This is a genomic window from Exiguobacterium sp. s145 (assembly GCF_018618835.1).
Taxonomy (GTDB): Bacteria; Bacillota; Bacilli; order Exiguobacteriales; family Exiguobacteriaceae; genus Exiguobacterium_A; species Exiguobacterium_A artemiae.
The window spans coordinates 14437-33108 of sequence record NZ_JACSMV010000014.1 but is presented as its reverse complement, the minus strand read 5'-3'; the positions used below and the strand labels follow the sequence as shown (position 1 = coordinate 33108).

Annotated in this window: 18 protein-coding genes and 1 riboswitch; of the genes, 10 read left to right on the top strand and 8 right to left on the bottom strand. The window is 48.1% G+C overall.

Going from position 1 to position 18672, the window contains the following annotated elements:
• The first annotated feature begins 26 nt into the window (after positions 1–26).
• The gene (locus KNQ07_RS11095; protein ID WP_214766673.1) at positions 27–1235 is read left to right on the top strand and encodes a CDP-glycerol glycerophosphotransferase family protein; all 1209 of its coding nucleotides are present in this window, start codon (positions 27–29) and stop codon (positions 1233–1235) included.
• Between the two features lie 201 nt (positions 1236–1436).
• Here KNQ07_RS11095 and KNQ07_RS11090 read toward each other — a convergent pair whose 3' ends face one another.
• The 4 genes from KNQ07_RS11090 to KNQ07_RS11075 form a co-directional block, all read right to left on the bottom strand.
• Positions 1437–1994: a nitroreductase family protein gene (locus KNQ07_RS11090; protein ID WP_214766671.1), complete on the bottom strand. Its 558-nt coding sequence runs from the start codon at positions 1992–1994 to the stop codon at positions 1437–1439.
• An 89-nt stretch (positions 1995–2083) separates the two neighbouring features.
• Positions 2084–2620: a hypothetical protein gene (locus KNQ07_RS11085; protein WP_214766669.1), complete on the bottom strand. Its 537-nt coding sequence runs from the start codon at positions 2618–2620 to the stop codon at positions 2084–2086.
• A 122-nt stretch (positions 2621–2742) separates the two neighbouring features.
• Positions 2743–4446, bottom strand: coding sequence for a DHA2 family efflux MFS transporter permease subunit (locus KNQ07_RS11080; RefSeq protein ID WP_214766667.1), 1704 nt, complete (start codon positions 4444–4446; stop codon positions 2743–2745).
• Positions 4447–4458: 12 nt separating this feature from the next.
• Positions 4459–5115, bottom strand: coding sequence for an HlyD family secretion protein (locus KNQ07_RS11075; RefSeq protein ID WP_012369107.1), 657 nt, complete (start codon positions 5113–5115; stop codon positions 4459–4461).
• A gap of 195 nt (positions 5116–5310) precedes the next feature.
• Between KNQ07_RS11075 and KNQ07_RS11070 the strand changes: the two genes are divergently transcribed.
• Positions 5311–5919: a TetR/AcrR family transcriptional regulator gene (locus KNQ07_RS11070; RefSeq protein WP_214766665.1), complete on the top strand. Its 609-nt coding sequence runs from the start codon at positions 5311–5313 to the stop codon at positions 5917–5919.
• Between the two features lie 50 nt (positions 5920–5969).
• On the opposite strand, the gene KNQ07_RS11065 is transcribed toward KNQ07_RS11070, so the two are convergent.
• Together KNQ07_RS11065 and KNQ07_RS11060 are read right to left on the bottom strand one after the other, a co-directional pair.
• The gene (locus tag KNQ07_RS11065; protein WP_251139525.1) at positions 5970–7061 is read right to left on the bottom strand and encodes a diguanylate cyclase; all 1092 of its coding nucleotides are present in this window, start codon (positions 7059–7061) and stop codon (positions 5970–5972) included.
• Positions 7062–7252: 191 nt separating this feature from the next.
• Complete coding sequence (locus KNQ07_RS11060) at positions 7253–7702, bottom strand: MarR family winged helix-turn-helix transcriptional regulator (RefSeq protein ID WP_214766663.1); 450 nt, start codon at positions 7700–7702, stop codon at positions 7253–7255.
• A gap of 174 nt (positions 7703–7876) precedes the next feature.
• A riboswitch (Lysine riboswitch) is annotated at positions 7877–8061 on the top strand.
• Positions 8062–8195: 134 nt separating this feature from the next.
• Between KNQ07_RS11060 and KNQ07_RS11055 the strand changes: the two genes are divergently transcribed.
• From KNQ07_RS11055 to bcaP, 5 genes are all read left to right on the top strand, one after another.
• Complete coding sequence (locus KNQ07_RS11055; protein WP_214766661.1) at positions 8196–9674, top strand: amino acid permease; 1479 nt, start codon at positions 8196–8198, stop codon at positions 9672–9674.
• Positions 9675–9800: 126 nt separating this feature from the next.
• Complete coding sequence (locus KNQ07_RS11050; RefSeq protein ID WP_012369112.1) at positions 9801–9983, top strand: hypothetical protein; 183 nt, start codon at positions 9801–9803, stop codon at positions 9981–9983.
• Positions 9984–10052: 69 nt separating this feature from the next.
• Positions 10053–11000, top strand: coding sequence for a peptide-methionine (S)-S-oxide reductase MsrA (gene msrA, locus KNQ07_RS11045; protein ID WP_012369113.1), 948 nt, complete (start codon positions 10053–10055; stop codon positions 10998–11000).
• Between the two features lie 64 nt (positions 11001–11064).
• Positions 11065–12354: a DUF2252 domain-containing protein gene (locus KNQ07_RS11040; protein ID WP_214766659.1), complete on the top strand. Its 1290-nt coding sequence runs from the start codon at positions 11065–11067 to the stop codon at positions 12352–12354.
• A 231-nt stretch (positions 12355–12585) separates the two neighbouring features.
• Complete coding sequence (gene bcaP, locus KNQ07_RS11035) at positions 12586–14019, top strand: branched-chain amino acid transporter BcaP (protein ID WP_012369115.1); 1434 nt, start codon at positions 12586–12588, stop codon at positions 14017–14019.
• A 51-nt stretch (positions 14020–14070) separates the two neighbouring features.
• Here the strand turns inward: bcaP and KNQ07_RS11030 are convergent, their stop codons facing one another.
• Positions 14071–15729 carry a glycerol-3-phosphate dehydrogenase/oxidase gene (locus tag KNQ07_RS11030; protein ID WP_214766657.1) on the bottom strand — a complete coding sequence of 553 codons (1659 nt, stop codon included), beginning with the start codon at positions 15727–15729 and terminating at the stop codon, positions 14071–14073.
• A 35-nt stretch (positions 15730–15764) separates the two neighbouring features.
• Entirely contained in the window at positions 15765–16733 is a 969-nt protein-coding gene (locus tag KNQ07_RS11025) for a Gfo/Idh/MocA family oxidoreductase (RefSeq protein WP_214766655.1), read from the bottom strand.
• Between the two features lie 55 nt (positions 16734–16788).
• Between KNQ07_RS11025 and KNQ07_RS11020 the strand changes: the two genes are divergently transcribed.
• From KNQ07_RS11020 to KNQ07_RS11010, 3 genes are all read left to right on the top strand, one after another.
• A complete protein-coding gene (locus tag KNQ07_RS11020; protein WP_012369118.1) occupies positions 16789–17055 on the top strand; it encodes a DUF5327 family protein in 267 nt (88 codons plus the stop codon).
• Positions 17056–17112: 57 nt separating this feature from the next.
• Positions 17113–17763: an SDR family NAD(P)-dependent oxidoreductase gene (locus KNQ07_RS11015; RefSeq protein WP_214766653.1), complete on the top strand. Its 651-nt coding sequence runs from the start codon at positions 17113–17115 to the stop codon at positions 17761–17763.
• Between the two features lie 100 nt (positions 17764–17863).
• Complete coding sequence (locus KNQ07_RS11010; RefSeq protein ID WP_214766651.1) at positions 17864–18604, top strand: thermonuclease family protein; 741 nt, start codon at positions 17864–17866, stop codon at positions 18602–18604.
• Positions 18605–18672: the final 68 nt, after the last annotated feature.

Sequence of the window (18672 nt, the reverse complement as noted above, 5' to 3'; positions counted from 1 at the left end):
AAAGCGGAAAGAGAAGGGATCACGTTATGAAACAGAAATTACGTTTGATTCAGCGGCGAACAGTCCACTATTTGCTTGTCGTGACGTATTGGATCTCAAAGTTCTTTCCGGTACAGACAAAAAAAGTCGTCTTTGCGACCTATCGTTCGGATAAGCTCGTCGATAACTTTCGCGCCGTTTATGATGAACTTGAAAGTCGTGAACTCGGTTTTCAATATGTCTTTTTATTGAAACGTTTTCCACAAAATCTGATCGGACAAATCAAATACGTCTTTCATATGATGCGGGCGACATACGAACTGGCGACGGCCCGGTACTTCATCATTGATGACTATTACTATCCGGTCTATGTCTCGAAGTTGCGCAAGGGGACGGAAGTCATTCAGTTGTGGCATGCCTGCGGCGCCTTCAAGAAGTTCGGCTACAGCGTCCTCGATAAGTCCTATTCACCGGATGACGATTACTTGAAGATGGTGGCGATCCACCGGAACTATTCGAAAGTGTATGTTTCCGGAGAAGCCTGCATTGGACCGTTTGCTGAAGCATTTGGGATGGATTCCACCCGGATCCATCCGCTGGGTGTTCCGCGGACCGATCAGTTACTGAACCGGGAGCGGCAAGTTCAGATTGAGCATAAACTCTATGACCGGTATCCGGAGTGGCGGTCGAAAAAGCTGATTTTACTGGCACCGACATTCCGAGGAAATGGACAAACGACAGCGCATTACGATCAGGAACTGGATTTCCAGCAGTTTCGTGAACAGTTGGGACCGGATCATATCCTGCTGTTACGGATGCATCCGTTTGTCTTGAACCGTCCGGTCGTACCGGCAGAATTTTCAAACCAAATCATTGATATGACGGATTATCCGGATATCAATGACTTGATGCAGGTAGCGGATATTTTAGTGACCGATTATTCTTCCGTTATTTTTGAATTTGCTTTACTGAAAAAACCAATCATCTTCCTCGTGAACGATTTGAACGCGTATAGGGAAGAACGTGATTTTTACTTCCCATACGAATCCTTTGTACCGGGACCAATTGTTTCGTCATTCAATGACGTCATTTCCTGGATCAAGGCAGGTCAGTTCGAACCGGAACAGATTGAAGATTTCGCGGCACGGTTCTTTACGTATCAAGACGGACTGGCGACAAAACGGATCGTCAATCATATATTGACGGGAGCGCTCCCGGATGCACCGATGCGTCCAGAAGAACGGAAGACCGTTTGATTTAATCGAAGCGGATGAAACGAAACAAAGGTGGTGGATACTAAATCCGCCACCTTTGTTTGTCGTTCGGAATCAAACATCAAAAAAAGCGTCCGTCTTTTACGATTCCGTTTGGGGAGGGAATGAAAAGAAGGACGCTTTAACTATTATGATGGGGCTTGATTGGCGCGGACAGGGGTAGTCCGCAGAATGCGCACCGGTTTAGAAGTGCGTTAACTTGTCACGTGCTGCCGTTCGTTTTTTCAGCGGAGGAATTAAGGCGGGCCATCCGAATTGGATGATTCCTGCGACACGTTCATTTTCGGAAGCGCCGATCATTTCGGCATATTCATCCGTGAACCAATGTTTTCCGCTTTTCCAGCAACAGCCGAGACCCAGTTCAGTCGCGAGAAGCTGAACGTTTTGAATCATGGCAGCAGTCGCGAGCAGATCTTCCATCTGCTGATCCTCTGTTCCTTTTACTTCATATAAAACGGTCAAATAAACAGGAACATCTGCAAATTTTTGACGCATCATCTGGCGTTGTTCGTCTGTTTTTTGATCCAGCTGTCCCCGCTTGGCAAGCAGCGTCATCAATTGGTCGACATACCGCTCTTGGCTTTCTTCGTTAACGAGGACAAATCGCCAAGGTTCACGCAATTTATGAGTCGGAGCATAGATGGCGGCTTCGAGAATTTCTTCAATCATTTCATTTGGAACCGGCTGATCGGTGTAAGCACGGACGGATCGTCGTTCTAAAATCAGTTGTCGGGTGTTCATGGTGATCATCTCCTGACGTAAGTACTCTTAGAATATAATTGATAACGATTATCATTGTCAACGGTTAATTAAAAAAACGCTGGTTCGAATCAGCGTTTGTCGGGTGAAGCAGCAATTTTTTTCTTGAGTTGCCGAATTCGGAATAAGGCGAACAAGTAATGTGCGAAATAGAGCGTGAAGCCAAAGAATACAGCTATCATGATATTAATCTGGACCCCGGGCACGACCGTTAAGTTCACAAAAAGAAGCACGCCCATCGAGAAAGTATAAAGGGCAGCTTCCAGTAATTGCGGCATCATCCGGTTTTTCTTCAGGAAAAACGACCGGATAATCGGCAAAATCACGAAGCTGACGAGACGATCCAGCAGACCGATCACTAATATGCTGATGATGATGGACAAAGGTCCTGCGAAGTATAATAAGTGTGGAAATAAGACATAAGAAACGAGCAGTAACGGTCCGATCAACAGGAAGATGGAGACGGACGCACGGAAAAAGATGAATAGACTGTTGATACTGATCAAAAAGGCACGTGTGACCTTTTGAGACCAGGATGAAGGGCGTCCGACTTGCCAGGCGAAACAGCAGGCAAAGATGAACGCATAAAATTGCAGAAAGGCAACCATAAAGCATCTCCTTTTAGATATGAAACTCAATGACCCTAGTGTAGCGATTTTAGGAAAGAAGTGCAAAGGCAAACAACTAAAAACCCGTTGACGATGTGCCGCCAACGGGTTCAGGAAAAGCCTTAATCGAGATTCGGTTCTTTTTTTCCGTGTAGGAAAAATGACAAGATCAGGGCGAGTGCAGACAAGACGGTCGCAACCCAAAACGCATCCGTGATTCCGCTGATCGTCGCTTGTTTCGTCAACTGCGTCATCCAGCTGACAGAAGCGGCTTGCGAACTGCCGAGCTGTTGTCCCAACTCATTTAAATGCTGTGAAAGGGTCGGATCAAGTGTCGTAAACTGATTGGCGTCATCTGCCAGGTGAGCTGTCGTTTGACGTGTCATGACCGTGACGAGAATCGCTGTTCCGATTGAACCGGCGACCTGACGCAACGTATTTTGTGTTGCATTCCCGTGTGGAATCATTTTCATCGGCAAGGCATTCATTCCGGCTGTCATGATTGGCATCATGATGAAAGCCATTCCGAACGACCGGAGCATATAGATACCCATGATCGAATTATATGAGGTATTCATATCGAGTTGTGTCAGTTCCCACGTACCGTAGGTCATTAACGTCAAACCGAAAATAGCGAGCGGCCGGATACCGAAGCGGTCAAACAGTCGACCGGCGATCGGACCCGTGATTCCCATAATCAGTGATCCGGGTAACAACAAGAGACCGGAATCAATCGGTGAGAAACCGCGAATACTCTGCAAGTAAATCGGAAGCAGGAGCATCCCGCCGAACAAAGCCATCGTGACGATGATGTTGATGAATAAAGTGAACGAAAACTCCGGTACTTTCAAGACCCGGATATTTAACATCGGATCATCCATGGAAAGCTCGCGGAGCGCAAACGCTGCGATCCCTAAAATACCAATCAGAATCGTGCTGATGACGAGCGGGCTGTCCCAACCGTCATTACCGGCTTCACTGAATCCGTACAACAGGCTTCCGAAGCCGATCGTACTGAAAACAACACCGAGTGCGTCAAACTTCGGTTTTGATAAAGGCTGAACGAGTTTAAACCAGGCGACACCGAGTAAGAGTGTCAAAAGACCGAAAAAGGCCATTCCGTAAAACATGACATGCCAATCATAATTCTGAATGACATAGCCGGTAATCGTCGGACCGACTGCAGGAGCAAGAATCATCGCGATTCCGAGCATCCCCATCGCCGCGCCGCGTTTATGAGGCGGGAACAAAGTCATGAAGACATTTGAACCGAGCGGCATTAAAATACCGGCACCGGCTGCCTGAACGACACGGCCGATCATCATGACGGGGAAGTTCATCGCCATCGAACAAATGATTGATCCGAAGAAGAACAATGTCATGGAAACGAGGAACAATTGGCGGAACGTATAACTCCGCATCAAAAAGGCACTGATGGGAATCAGGATGCCGTTGACGAGCATGAACCCGGTCGTCAACCATTGTGCCGTCGAAGTCGAGACGTTAAAATCATTGATTAGGACGGGTAACGCGACATTGATCAATGTCTGATTCAAAATCGCGATGAACATCCCGATCAAGAGTACCGTCAAGACTTTTGGAATACTGATATCTGCCGTCACGAGCGGCGCCCGCTCCTGCGTTTTTACTTGCGGTGCAGGCATCGGAGCGCTGTCCGGATTGTTGAGTTGCACCTCATCGAGAGGAGCAGGGGCATCAGCAGCACCCGCCAGACGGGCCGGACGTGAACGCCGTGCAATCAGGTTGACACCGATGATCGTGACAACCATAAAAGCGATGTATCCGAAGAGGAAGGTCGTAGACATAGACGTCCCTCCTTAATCCTTATGAATGCGGACGGTCACATTCATACCAGGTCGAATGTCGAGTGATTTTTCTTGTGACAGTGAGACTTTGACCGGAATGACTTGCGCAACTTTCGTGTAGTTGGCAGTTCCGTTTGAAGACGGCATCATCGAAAATGTTCCAGCTGTTGTCATACCGATTTGTTCGACTTCACCGGATAACGTCGTGTCCGGATAACTGTCCACGTAAACATCGACAGTCTGTCCGACTTTGACTTCATCAATGTCGGTTTCTTCGACGTTCGCTGTTACCCAAAGCTCATTTAAGTTAAAACCGTAAGCGAGCGGTGTTCCTGCTCCGACAACGCCGTTTTCTGTCGCCATCGACTGAACGACTGTTGCTTTTGTTGGCATAGAGATCGCTGTACTGACTGGTTTTTGACCGGCTTGCGCCATCATGACGTGACCGAGTGTTGCGTCACTGTCGAGCGTTTGACCTGTTTTGGCTGTCCAGTCCGTCAGTTTACCGGCACCGGGACTTGCGATGGTAATCATTTTTCCGTCAATCTTGGCATTGTCTGTTTTCACGTAACTTGTCGCTTGATCGTAATAGTAGTAGCCGATCGCGCCTCCACCGATTAAAACAACCAGTGTCAAAATGTTAATCAATAATACTTTTTTCATGTTCATGATATGAAATGCATCCTTTCTTCCGTATACTCTGAGTTCCCCAGTCGTAACATAAAAAATACTCCTCTGGGGGAGGAGTAGTTAATATAGTTAATTATATGGAGAAGGAATCAATATACAACCGACAATTTCCGACAAAGTGTTGGAAAAGTCAATGATAGCGGATACAATATCAAAAAAAGGTGGTTCTAGAAGATGAATTCAGGACAAGATCCACGACCAAAGCGGTCACGTGACCGTATTACAAAAGAATTATTTCGTTTGCTGGACCGTCATCCTTTTTCGACGATTACCGTCAAGATGTTAACGGACGGAGCGGCGGTCAATCGATCGACCTTCTATGCGCACTTTACGGATAAATATGATTTGATGAATCAGATTGTAGACGATCATATGCGGCTTCTGATGGAAGCAATCCGGATTCAGGGAACCGGAGCACCGGCTGCTCCGTCGCTCGATCGGGTCAGCCGTTACTTCGAACGACTGTTCATCCATATTGAACAACATGAACAATTTTACCGGACGATGTTGCTGAACGGTCCGGTCAAAACGTTCATCTCGCGTTTTCTCGATACGTTAAAGGAAAATTATCAGCGGGTGTTCGAAGCGCACACGGTAACGGAAACCCAACTGGTCGATCGTGATTTATTGTTGAATTACGTGATCGGCGGACAGCTCGGGCTACTGATTTCCTGGTTACGAAACGGTCGTCCTTATTCGGCGGCCTACATGGCAGATCAACTCAGCCGGATGATTGTTTTCGGAACAGTCAAGAGCATCGGTTTTCCGGAACAATCGACTTAAAGTGATGTCAAAAAACCGCCCTTTCACCGGATGACGGGAAAGGGCGGGAATCAGGCCTGTTCGACTTGCAATTGTTTGGTATAGGTCGTGCTCCGGTTGCGTCCACTGTCCTTCGAATGATACAGCGCTTTATCTGCCTGCTGTAAGGCTTCAAGAGACGTATGCGAGCTGCTCGAGTGCGCGATGCCGAGAGAAATCGTAATCTGCAGATCAGGGACGGCTGTCGTCGGAAACAGATTTCGGGCAACCGTCGTCCGGGCAAGTTCCGCGATGCTCTTCGCATCGGCGAGTGAGGTGTTCGGGAGAATGATTAAAAATTCTTCGCCGCCGTAACGTCCGACCAGATCATCCGGTCGTGCCAGTGAGGCTAACGTCGTCCCGAGTTGCCGCAAGACGTCGTCACCGGCGTCATGACCATATGTATCGTTGACGTGCTTAAAGAAATCAATGTCAATCAGGATCAGCGAGTAGCCTTCTTCTGCTGAACCGACGAGTGACAGGGAGTCATCAAGCCGGCGGCGGTTGGCGAGCCCTGTCAAGGCGTCGGTCATGGCCAGTTTTTGCTGGTACTGGATATTTTCAAAGTGTCGTCGTAACTCTGTCAACAGATGATAGGTCACGAAACCGGCAATCAGGTTAAAGAATATGTAAGCCAGGGAAATCTCGATGAAGGTCGTCCAGCTGTTCGTCAGCAGATAGATGCCCGGTAACGAATAGACGATACCGATGCCGATCATCAGTTCGAAGTTCCAGAAGATCAACCGGATATAGCGACGGACGACGGCAATCGTCAGGATGAACACTCCGATGACGATTGTTGACACGACAGCAGCATCCATTTGTTCGACCGGAGTCAGCATAAAACGTGTCGCGACGATCATTACACCGGTGACGAGGGCACTCGGCAACCCGCCGAACATCATGGCGATGACGACAGGGACAATCCGTAAGTCGACCTGGGCGACATCAATCTGAATGCTGTTGAACATTAGAAGGACAGAAATCAGACCGGCGAGACCACCTAAAACGAGTCGAACGTTCAGATTCGTGTTCGGTGTAATCCGTGGGTGATTTCGAAAAGGAAGAAACAAAAGAGTAATCGTTGTAAACAGTAAGCAAAAGTTAATGATGAAATTATTCATGATGGACAACAAATCCTCCCAGCTCCTCGTAAACGCATTTCCAATAAGATAGTTCCAGTATACCCATTTTACTAACGGCAAGAAATGGAAAAATGTTTAGCGAAAGATGCTAAAGTCAATAAAAAAGACAAAGTACACAGTCAAGTGAACTTTGTCGGAGAAAAAAATAAATATTTTTTTGAAAGTAATTTTTAGGAAGAAATCGCTTCTTCATCCATCGTTAAGAGGATCTTATCGAAGACGAGAACCATCGCATTCAGCTCTTCTTCCGTGAGGGTGCCGAAACGCTCTTGGAGATATTTCCGGCGGACGACTTCAAGTTCGCGGAAAGCGGCTTCTCCTTCGTCCGTCAGTGCTAAAACAATCGATCTTCTGTCATCCGTCGAACGCGTCCGCGTGACGAATCCGGCTTTGTACAAACGATCAGTCAAAGCTGTTACCTGACTTGTCGCAAGCTCAAACTGCTCTGCGAGTAGAGTCGGACGTTGGGGACCATTTTCGGACAGGCTACGCAAAATGAAAAATTCACTCCGCGTCGCGGTTCCTTCAAACAGTCGGTTGAGTTCGCGGCGTAGTGTCCGGAGAATGACCCGCATTTGTTCCTCTAATCGATAGGTCAGTTGATCACGTTCTTGTGGCATTCAAGCAACATCCTTTCTCTCGGTTAACTTCTATAATTTAGTGTACTAAAAATTACGGATTTTTACCACGGATAGCGGAAATTTCAAAAAAAGAATTGACAATTTGAAGACGTTTTGTGTAACATGACGAAGTAATAACGAAATTATAACTAACTTAATTAGTTCTCACTCAACCAGTGGGATGGAGGTTGCAGTTCTTATAAGTACAGTCACGGATGTCGTCAAGCGGCAGATGAGGTGACTGAAAAGGAAGAATTGCCGAAATCAATCATCGCTTTGAAGATGATCGATTGGGATTAGATCGAACAGGTCTAATACTGTCACAGGTCAGATCTGGCTTGTGGGGAGCTATCTTTCACGACGGTAGAATGGGGCGCATCCATTTTACTATGTTGCGTTCTCATCTTCCTTCTGGAAGGTGAGGGCGCTTTTTGTTTTTTTTCGATTCAAAAAGTGTCCTCTCAAAAATTTAAAAAAGAGAGAAGCGAATAAGATGAATACTTTACAACCCCAAAGAAAACTCGATTCAACTGAAGAAGGATTAAAACGCGGTCTGCAAGCCCGTCACATGTCGATGATTGCGATCGGCGGTGCCATCGGAACCGGTTTATTCATTGCTTCCGGTGCGTCCGTTGCGGCTGCCGGCCCGGGCGGTGCCCTGTTATCGTATGCGGTCGTCGGAATCATGGTGTACTTCCTGATGACAAGTCTTGGTGAGATGGCAGCTTACATGCCGGTCGCCGGCTCCTTCTCAACCTATGGCGCAAAATTCGTCGATCCGTCGTTTGGCTTTGCACTCGGTTGGAACTACTGGTACAACTGGGCAGTTACGATCGCTGTAGAACTCGTTGCGGCGCAAATCGTCATGAGTTACTGGTTCCCGGATGTTCCCGGATTTTACTTCAGTGCTTTGTTCCTGTTATTGATGATCGGTTTAAATTACTTCTCCGTTAAAGGTTTCGGGGAAGCGGAATATTGGTTCGCGATGATCAAAGTAGTCACTGTCATCATCTTCCTGATTGTCGGTGTCGCGATGATCTTCGGTGTCTTCACATCTGAAGCACCGGTCGGCTTTAAAAACTTTGCGTTAGGTGATGCGCCGTTCGTCGGAGGCATCCCGGCCGTCATCGGTATCATTCTGGTTGCCGGTTTCAGTTTCCAGGGAACAGAACTTGTCGGAATCGCAGCCGGTGAGTCGGAAGATCCGAAGAAAAACGTTCCAAAAGCCGTGAAACAAGTCTTTTGGCGGATTCTTCTGTTTTATGTGTTTGCGATTTTCGTCATCGGAATGTTGATTCCGTACACAAGCCCGAACCTCGTTTCGAATGATATTACCGATGTAGCAGTCAGTCCGTTTACACTTGTCTTTGAAAAAGCCGGTCTTGCGTTCTCAGCTGCATTGATGAACGCTGTCATCCTGACGTCTGTCTTATCGGCAGGAAACTCCGGTATGTATGCGTCGACACGGATGCTGTATACGTTGGCACGCCAAGGGGATGCACCGAAATTGTTCGCACAGGTCTCAAAAAACGGTGTTCCCCGCAATGCGTTGCTTGCGACCGGTGCCATCGGAGCACTTTGCTTCCTGACATCGATGTTCGGCGGTCAAGTATATCTGTGGCTGTTGAATGCATCAGGGATGACCGGTTTCATCGCATGGCTCGGTATCGCGATCAGCCATTATCGTTTCCGCAAAGGATTCCTTGCGCAAGGTCATTCGCTCAGTGATTTGCCGTACGTGGCACCTGCTTTCCCGTTTGGACCGCTCTTTGCGTTCGGACTTTGTTTCCTCGTCATCGTCGGTCAAAACTACGCCGCGTTCCTCGCGGATCAAATTGACTGGGTGGGAATTGCCGCAACATATGTCGGTATCCCGTTATTCCTTGCCTTTTGGTTAGGTCATAAATTTAAAAACCGGACATCGGTCGTTCCTTATGAAGAAATGGAATTCCCGGAGCATCCGCGTCCGTAATTGAAAAAGTCGATTCCGTTTCAAGCGGAGTCGACTTTTTTTGTGTCTTTTGAGAAAGAATCATTCGGAAAACGTATCAAACGGTGAGAAATCGATTAAGATAAAAGAAAAATGGAGGCGACCTCAGTGAACTATTGGTATCACTTTAAACGGGCATTCATCCCGATTGCGATTTTACTTGTGACGTTAGCGATCTATCAGATGCTGTACCGCATGAATAATATGTGGTATTCGTTCGGTGGATTGATTTTAGTGTTTGCGGCGATTTATTTTGTCATGCGCCGCTTAAAAGCGAACCCCGAAGATTGACTGAGCAAGATAGTAGGGTAGCCGCACGGAACGCGTTAAAATAGACCTATACAGAGGAGGGGAAGCTAGATGGCAAAAGCAATATTCGCAGGTGGCTGTTTCTGGTGCATGGTCAAACCATTTCATAAATATGATGGTGTCGAACAAGTCATTTCCGGTTATACAGGTGGTCATACAGAAAACCCGACTTATAAAGAGGTCTGTTCTGAAACGACAGGACATTTAGAAGCGGTGGAAGTCACGTATGATCCGTCGGTCATCACATATGATGAGTTGCTTGAAATTTTTTGGCGGCAAATTGATCCGACGGACGGCGGCGGACAGTTCAACGACCGCGGTCAGTCTTACGAACCGGCCATTTTTTATGTCGACGAAGATCAAAAGCAGGCGGCAGAACGTTCGAAAGCGGCGCTTGATGCGTCCGGTCGTTTCTCGAAACCGGTAGCGGTCGATATCCGTCCGGCAAAACCGTTCTGGCCGGCAGAGGAGTATCATCAGGATTATTATAAAAAAAATCCGTTCCGTTATCAGATGTACAGTGTCGGATCGGGACGTGCCAAATTCGTCAAGGAAGCCTGGAAAGATCAAGGCAAGGAGCAGGAGTTGAAACAACGCCTGACACCGATCCAGTATAAAGTTACGCAGGAGAACGGGACAGAGCCCGCTTTCCGCAATGAATACTGGGATGAGGAGCGACCGGGTCTCTACGTTGATATCGTCGACGGGACACCGCTCTTTACGTCAAAAGACAAGTTTAACTCGAACTGCGGATGGCCGAGCTTCGCGAAGCCGATCTCAGAGGACAAGATGGAAGTCGAACTCGATACGAGTCACGGCATGACGCGGACAGAAGTCCGTTCTGCGAATGCCGACAGTCATCTTGGTCATATCTTTGATGACGGTCCGACTGAACTCGGAGGTCTCCGCTACTGCATCAATTCAGCAGCACTCCGATTTATTCCGGTAGAAGAGCTTGATTCGGCTGGATACGGGGAATATAAAAAGCACTTCGAATGAAGGTAAAAGACAGCAAAGCGGATTCGTTTTGCTGTCTTTTTTTCTAGACAAAGGAGGGTTTTCCATGTTCACGCAAGTCTATGAGGAAATTCGGCAGCTGACCATCTCGAAAGTACTCGATTTCTACGATCATGAAGTCCGCGGACTCGATGAAGCGGCACGGCAAACGAAGTATCAAAAGATGAGTGTCAGTCCGTTTCTCTTTTTCCGCGGCAGTTCCCACCTGTTTTATTATGACGTGACCCGGATTCCGCTCGGATTTGATACGCCGCCGGAGACACCGACCTGGATTCAAGGCGATCTTCACTTCGAAAATTTCGGGGTCCACGGCAATGCCAAAGGGGAAATCATTTATGACGTTAATGACTTTGACGAAGGGTATCTCGGATCCTATCTGTACGATTTAATCCGGATGGCCGTATCGGTCCAACTGTTTGCGGAAGAAGCCGGGTATGATGCCAAGCCGGCCATTGCCGCCTATGTTCAACACTACTTAGATGACTTACGCCAATATGCGAAAGGGAAAAATCCGGGAAAAGTCTGTTTTACGACCGACAATACAAAAGGACCGATCCGTAAACTGATCAAAAAAGCAAAGAAAAAGAAGGCGGAATTACTCGGAGAGCGGACGACGATTGTCGACGGACAACGCCGGTTCGCCGACTTGCCGGATATGAAGCGGCTTGATTCTTCCACGTACGCAGCGATTGAAGCGGTTTGGCCGGAGTATATCGCATCGATCGATGCTGAGGACCGGCAGGAAGAGGGATTCTACACCATCAAGGATATCGTTTATAAGCTCGACAGCGGAACGGCTTCGATTGGTCTTGAGCGCTACTATATTTTGGTCGAAGGAACAGGCGGAGAGCATGAGGACCTGATTCTTGAGATGAAACAAGCCCAGTCGTCCGTTCCGTCACTGTTTGTACCGGTTTATTTGCAGGAAGTCGAAACGGTTCACCAAGGTCGTCGGATCGTGACTTCACAAAAGGCAATGCAGGCACATGAAGATCCGTATCTCGGTTATGTGACGATGCAAGGGAAGGAATATTATGTCCGGGAACGTTCTCCGTACAAAAAAAAGTTGAAAGCCAAGCATATCAAAAGCCAGGATGATCTCGAAAACGTCCTTGCGATTCAAGGTCAAATTACCGCCAAAATTCACGCGCGGGCCGACATGGATGCGGGAATTGATGTCGATATCCTGCATCATCATGCAGACGTCGTCATCATCGAATCGATCGGTGTATCGGACGCTGAATTCACCCGTCAAATTCAACGGTGGTCAAGTGCCTATGCAGCGCGGACAACGCTTGATTTTCAAGTGTTTTTAAGTTGGTTAGCTACCCGCTGAATACTATTTCCGAAGACCTTTTTTTAGGCAAAGATTCCTTCTGAATACCAGTTCATAATGGGATACGAAGGAATTTTTTGATGGATAAAAAATCATGTAAGCGAAACTCATTTTACAAATGAGTCTAATGACCTATATCAATTTATCTGAAAACTTCGTAAATTTTGGATTAAGTAATTGCAAAACTTTTTTTGTAATTCGAACTAAACACACAACAGGGGGAGTATCATCATGAGTTTGACGCGGAAAAAAGATGTTTCCGCTATGATTGCTGCGAGTCAGCGTAACAGTGGACTTGCTCGAAATCTTGGCGCAATGGATTTAACGTTTTTAGGAATTGGCGCCATCATTGGTACAGGGATTTTCGTCCTAACCGGAACAGGAGCATTGACAGCAGGACCTGGTCTTATCGTCTCATTCATTTTATCTGCCATTGCCTGTGGGTTAGCAGCACTCGCTTATGCGGAATTCGCTTCGACGATTCCGGTCAGTGGTTCCGTCTACACGTATACGTATGCCACGATGGGAGAAATTTTCGCATGGATCATCGGTTGGAACTTAATCTTGGAATATGGACTCGCCTCGAGTGCCGTTGCGGCAGGGTGGTCGGGTTACTTCCAGTCCTTACTCGGTGGATTCGGTATTCATCTTCCTACGGCACTCTCAGCAGCTCCCGGCGCGGTAGAAGGCGCTAAAACATTCTTTAACTTACCGGCCTTCCTTATTTTACTCGCAATTACAGGCCTTTTATCAATGGGAATCAAGGAAACAAAACGTGTCAACAACATCATGGTTATCATTAAATTGGCAGTCGTTGTTTTATTCATCGTCGTTGGTGTCGGCTATGTTGAACCTACGAACTGGGCACCATTTACACCGTTCGGATGGGGCGGCGTATTCTCTGGAGCAGCCATCGTCTTCTTTGCTTACATCGGATTTGATGCTGTTACATCGGCAGCAGAAGAAGTACGTGAGCCGCAAAAGAACTTGCCACGCGGTATCATCGGTTCCCTTGCTGTCTGTACAGTTCTTTACGTCATCGTTGCAGCCATCATGACAGGAATCGTCCCGTACCAAAAATTTGCGGGTGTCGATCACCCGGTCTCACTCGCCATTCAAATGGCTGGACAAAACTGGGTTGCAGGATTCATCGATTTAGGTGCGATTCTCGGAATCACAACGGTTATCCTCGTCATGACATACGGAATGGTACGTTTAGCATTCGCCATCTCACGTGACGGCATGTTCCCGAAAGTATTCTCGGAAGTACATCCCAAATATAAAACACCATTCAAAGCAACATGGATGATCGGACTCGGCAGTGCGACAGTCGCAGGACTCGTTCCACTCGATGTCATCGCGAACCTCGTTAACATGGGAACACTCGCAGCATTCGTCCTGATCTCTGTTGCGGTCTTGATCCTTCGTAAAACACAACCGGATCTTCCACGTGCATTCAAATGCCCGGGAATGCCGTACGTACCGATTGCTGCAATCGCTTCTTGTCTCTTCTTGATGTTCAACTTGAAACTCGAAACATGGATTGCTTTCTTCATCTGGCTGGCGATTGGACTTGTCCTGTACTTCGCCTTTGCCCGAAAGAACTCGAATCTGGAACCGGGAAATATGCCGGCTGCCGAACTCGCAGCTTCAGACGACAAATAAAAAAATGCGATCCCGTGAGGGGTCGCATTTTTTGTTGTGATAAACAGAAGATTAAGATGGTAAAGACGTTTTGATTCGAACGGCATCAAACTCACGTTGGATGCTGGCATTGGCTTTCGCTTCTTCTTCCGCTGACCAGCCGAGTTCGCTTCGCATTAGAGCGAGAACACCGTCGGCATATTTTTCAGCATTCGGGAAGTCGAAGAAGACAGCAGAGGCACGCCGGTTCAGGAAATCACCCGGTTGCATGACGAGTTCCGCTTCGAGTCCGTATAATAATCCTCCGAACCAGTGAAGGGGAAGTTGATAACGTTCCGCCTCACTGCCGCGCGAACGGATCAATTCAAAGACACGTTCAACATCCGTACCGTAACGTTGAATCAACCAGGTCGCTTCTTTTGGAGAGAGTCCAAGCGCTTCACCTTTCGGCTGCTGTTCTTTCAAGTAACGGGCAAATCCTTTACTGCCGTCAGGATGACCGCCGCCAAGCAGGATATCATGAGTCCGGGAAGCCAGGTAAATCCGGTTTTCTTCTTCCTTGAACTGATCTGCGACCATATCAATGATCCGTTCCGCCATCTTACGGTAGCCTGTCAATTTTCCGCCGGCAATCGACATCAGACCGGATTTCGAAACGAAGATTTCATCTTTTCGTGACAGTTCACTCGGATCTTTTCCGTCTTCGTGAATTAACGGACGCAGACCAGACCAAGTGGACTCGACATGTTTCGGCTGAAGATCAACGTTAAACATCTTGTTGGTCGCATCGAGGATATAATCGCGGTCCTCTTCCGTTACACCCGGCTCGAGAATATCACCCTGATAGTTCGTGTCTGTCGTACCGACGTACGTTTTTCCTTCGCGGGGAATCGCGAAAATCATCCGGCCGTCTGGAACATCAAAGTAAACCGCTTGTTGAAGCGGGAAGTGGGCTTGATCGATGACGAGATGGATTCCTTTCGTCAGATGAAGCGATTTGCCGGATTTTGAACCGTCTTTTTCGCGTAATTCATCGACCCAAGGACCGGTTGCATTAATGATTTTTTTCGCCCGGATCGTATAGGTCTTACCGGTTAAGACGTCCTGTACTTCGACACCGACGACTTTCCCGTTATGGTAGACGAGAGACTCAGCCTTCGTATAGTTCACGGCACGTCCGCCGTATCCGACCGCAGCTTTTAATACTTCGACCGTTAATCGGGCATCGTCTGTTTTATATTCAACATACCGTCCGCCTCCGACAAGATGTTCCGACCGTAACAGCGGTTCATATCGGAGTGTTTCTTCTTTTGATAACATCGTCCGTCGTTCATGGCGTCTGACACCTGCCAATTGGTCGTAGACCCGCAAACCGATCGACGTCGAAAAGCTGCCGAATGTCCCGCCTTCGACAAGCGGTAACATCATCCATTCAGGTGTCGTGACGTGCGGCGCATTTTCATAGACGATGGCCCGTTCTTTCCCGACTTCTGCGACTAACTTGATTTCAAATTGCTTCAGGTAACGTAAGCCCCCGTGCACGAGTTTCGTCGAGCGGCTTGATGTCCCTTCTGCGAAATCCTGCATCTCAATCAACCCGGTCCGCATACCCCGGCTTTGAGCATCGAGTAAAATCCCGGCACCTGTAATGCCACCACCAATGACTAATACATCAAGCAATTCCTGTCCCATCTCTTCCAGCCATGCGGTTCGTTCCGTACTTGAAAACATGCATATTTCCCCCTGTTCGTCTGAAATGGATTATTTTAATCTACTTCTATCCATGTACCCTCTTTTACACTTTTTTGAGCACAATCAATAATTTTCATGACGAGCAGAGCTTGTTCCGTTGTGACGGCAAGAGGGGACTCCTGACGCAAGGCGTGTGCCAAATCATGATAGTAGTCGGCAAAACCGGAATCGACGAAGGGGCGTTCTTCCAAAGGCTGTTCAGGTCTTCCCCACGTATAAGTCGACCGTTTCGTATCGACGCTGTCGACGAAATAACTCGCTTTTGTACCGTGGACGGCGAGCGAAGGACCGGGTGACGGAACGAGTGATCCGATATGCAGAATGGCGCGGCGCGTTCCGAAAGCGAGAATCAGATGCGTGTAGTCTTCGACCGGACCGTCCGGACGTTGGATCGTCTGATCACAAAAGACGCGATCCGGTCGTTCACCGAACAACATCAACGCCTGGTCAATTAAATGGGAACCTAAATCGTAAAGCAGACCGGCGCCCGGGACGTCCTGTTCCCGCCAGCGTGCCCGAACGGTCGGACGATAGCGGTCATAGTGCGCCTCGAAGGTCTGGACGACACCCAGTTCATCAGCTTGAACCAGTTCGAGCAATGTCCGGAAGTCTTTTGTGTACCGGCGGTTATGGTAAACTGTCAGTAATCGATTTTGTTGACGGGCAAGATCCGTCAACTGTTCGGCCTCCAGTAACGTGACCGTAAATGGTTTCTCAACGAGGACATGACAGCCGGCTGAAAGTGCCGTCTTGGCGAGGGGATAATGTTCGGCGTTCGGTGTCGCGATCACAACGAGTTCAATCGTTTCAGCAGCCAACAACTCTTCAAGCGAAGAATAGACCGGCACATCCGGATAACGCGTAGCGACTGCCTCCGGACGACTGGACTGAACCGCAACCAGTTGATAATCAGGTGCTATGAGATACGGGGCGTGCAGATGTTCACCGGCAAGTCCAAAGCCAATTAGAGCAGTACGAATCATGGAGGACACTTCCTTTTCAGTTAATACATTCAATCTATCATATGAGGTGAGCAAGATGATTACAGAACAACAAGTCATTGAAAAAATGCGGCAGACGATGTCAAAAATCGAGCAGTCGAGCGGGACGGGACAAATCGAACAAATCGCGGCGATGAAGGCCTACTGTGAATTATTGCTGGATCAACCGCAAAGCGTTAGGGAGCCTTCGGTCATCACACCGACCACTCAACCGAAACCGCCCGAAGTCGATCCGATGTTGGCCCGCTTCATGGGAGTCGCTCCGGAAAAAGAAGAAAAAGGGCCCTCGCTGCTTGATTTTTGAGTAAATCAAATCAAATGTGGGAATAGAGTAAAAGGAAAAAATAAGGGGGAACAGAATATGAAAACAGTCATCGTCATCGGAGCCGGTCCGGGAAACGGAGCCGAAATCAGTAAGCGGTTCGGTAAAGAAGGTTTCCAAGTCGTCTGTGCCGCTCGGACACAGGAAACACTGGCAGCCGTCATCACGGAGCTGAAAGAACAAGGGATCGAAGCAGTTGGTGTCGAATGTGATGCTTCACGCCGTGCCGATCTCGAATCGCTCGTGGAATGGACGAAAGAACAGTACGGACAAGTGGATGTCCTCGTTTATAACGCGTCGATCCTGCACCAAGCTTCTGTGCTTGAGGTATCAGCAGAGCAGATTACGAAAGAATTTGAAATTGATGTTCTCGGAGCATTGCATGCTGCACAAATCGTCGCACCGGATATGGTGGCACGAAAAGACGGAGCCATCTTAATCACAGGCGGCGGAGCAGCACTACATGCGATTAAATCTTTGCCGGGTCTGTCGATCGGGAAAGCCGGTGTCCGTCAACTGACGCATATGTTGCATGATACGTTGAAAGACGACAATGTCTATGTCGGGACCGTGACGATTGCCGGTGAAGTTAAACGCGGAACGGCACTGGATCCGAAAAATGTTGCCGAAGCCTTTTATACGCTGTATACGAACCGTACGGATTTCGAAAAGGTCCTCGAAGCAAAGTAATCGGGAAGCAGCACAAGTAACAGGAGATACGATTTAGACTGGAAAGCGTCGACGCGCCTGATGTCGGCGCCTTTTTGAATCCGATGAGAGGGGGCAACTTATGAAACGAATATTATCTCAACTGTTTTTAGTAATGACGATCCTATTTTTGAGCGGATGCGCACTGGATTCAGAACCGGATGATCCACAGACGGGCATCCCGCAACCGGATGAAGCGAAAGTGACGGAAGCGACCGTCGAGCGTGTCATCGACGGAGATACGGTGAAAGTCCGGCTGAAGAATGGTCAAACGGAAGATGTCCGCTTTTTATTGATCGACACACCGGAAACCGTGAATCCGGAAAAGCCGGTTCAACCGTATGGTCCGGAAGCATCACACTTCACAAAAGAAGCGTTACCGGCAGGCAGTGAGGTATTGCTCGAACGCGATGAATCGAAAGCAGACCGGTATGGTCGATTGCTGGCGTACGTTTGGGCGGACGGGAAGATGATCAATCAGGAATTATTGCGAAAAGGATTGGCACGGGTCGCCTACATTTATGAACCGGACACCCGGTACGTCGAGACATTTCAGGAAATCGAAGACGAAGCAAAAGAGGAAAATTTAGGAATCTGGCAGACAGACGGATATGCGACGGACCGCGGATTCGATACTTCGGTCATGAAAGGAACACCGGCAGAGCCAACAGACTGCGCCGACATCAAAGGTAATATCAACCGCCAAGGAAAGAAAATCTATCATATCCGAGGGGGACGTTCCTATGATGAAGTGAACCCGGAAGAGATGTTTTGCAGTGAACGGGAAGCAAAAGAAGCCGGATTCGTCCGGGCGGCAAACTGACTGAAAAGAGGATGACGCCAAAAAGATAAGGAGGGCAGAATAATAATCTGCCCTCCTTATCTTTGTAG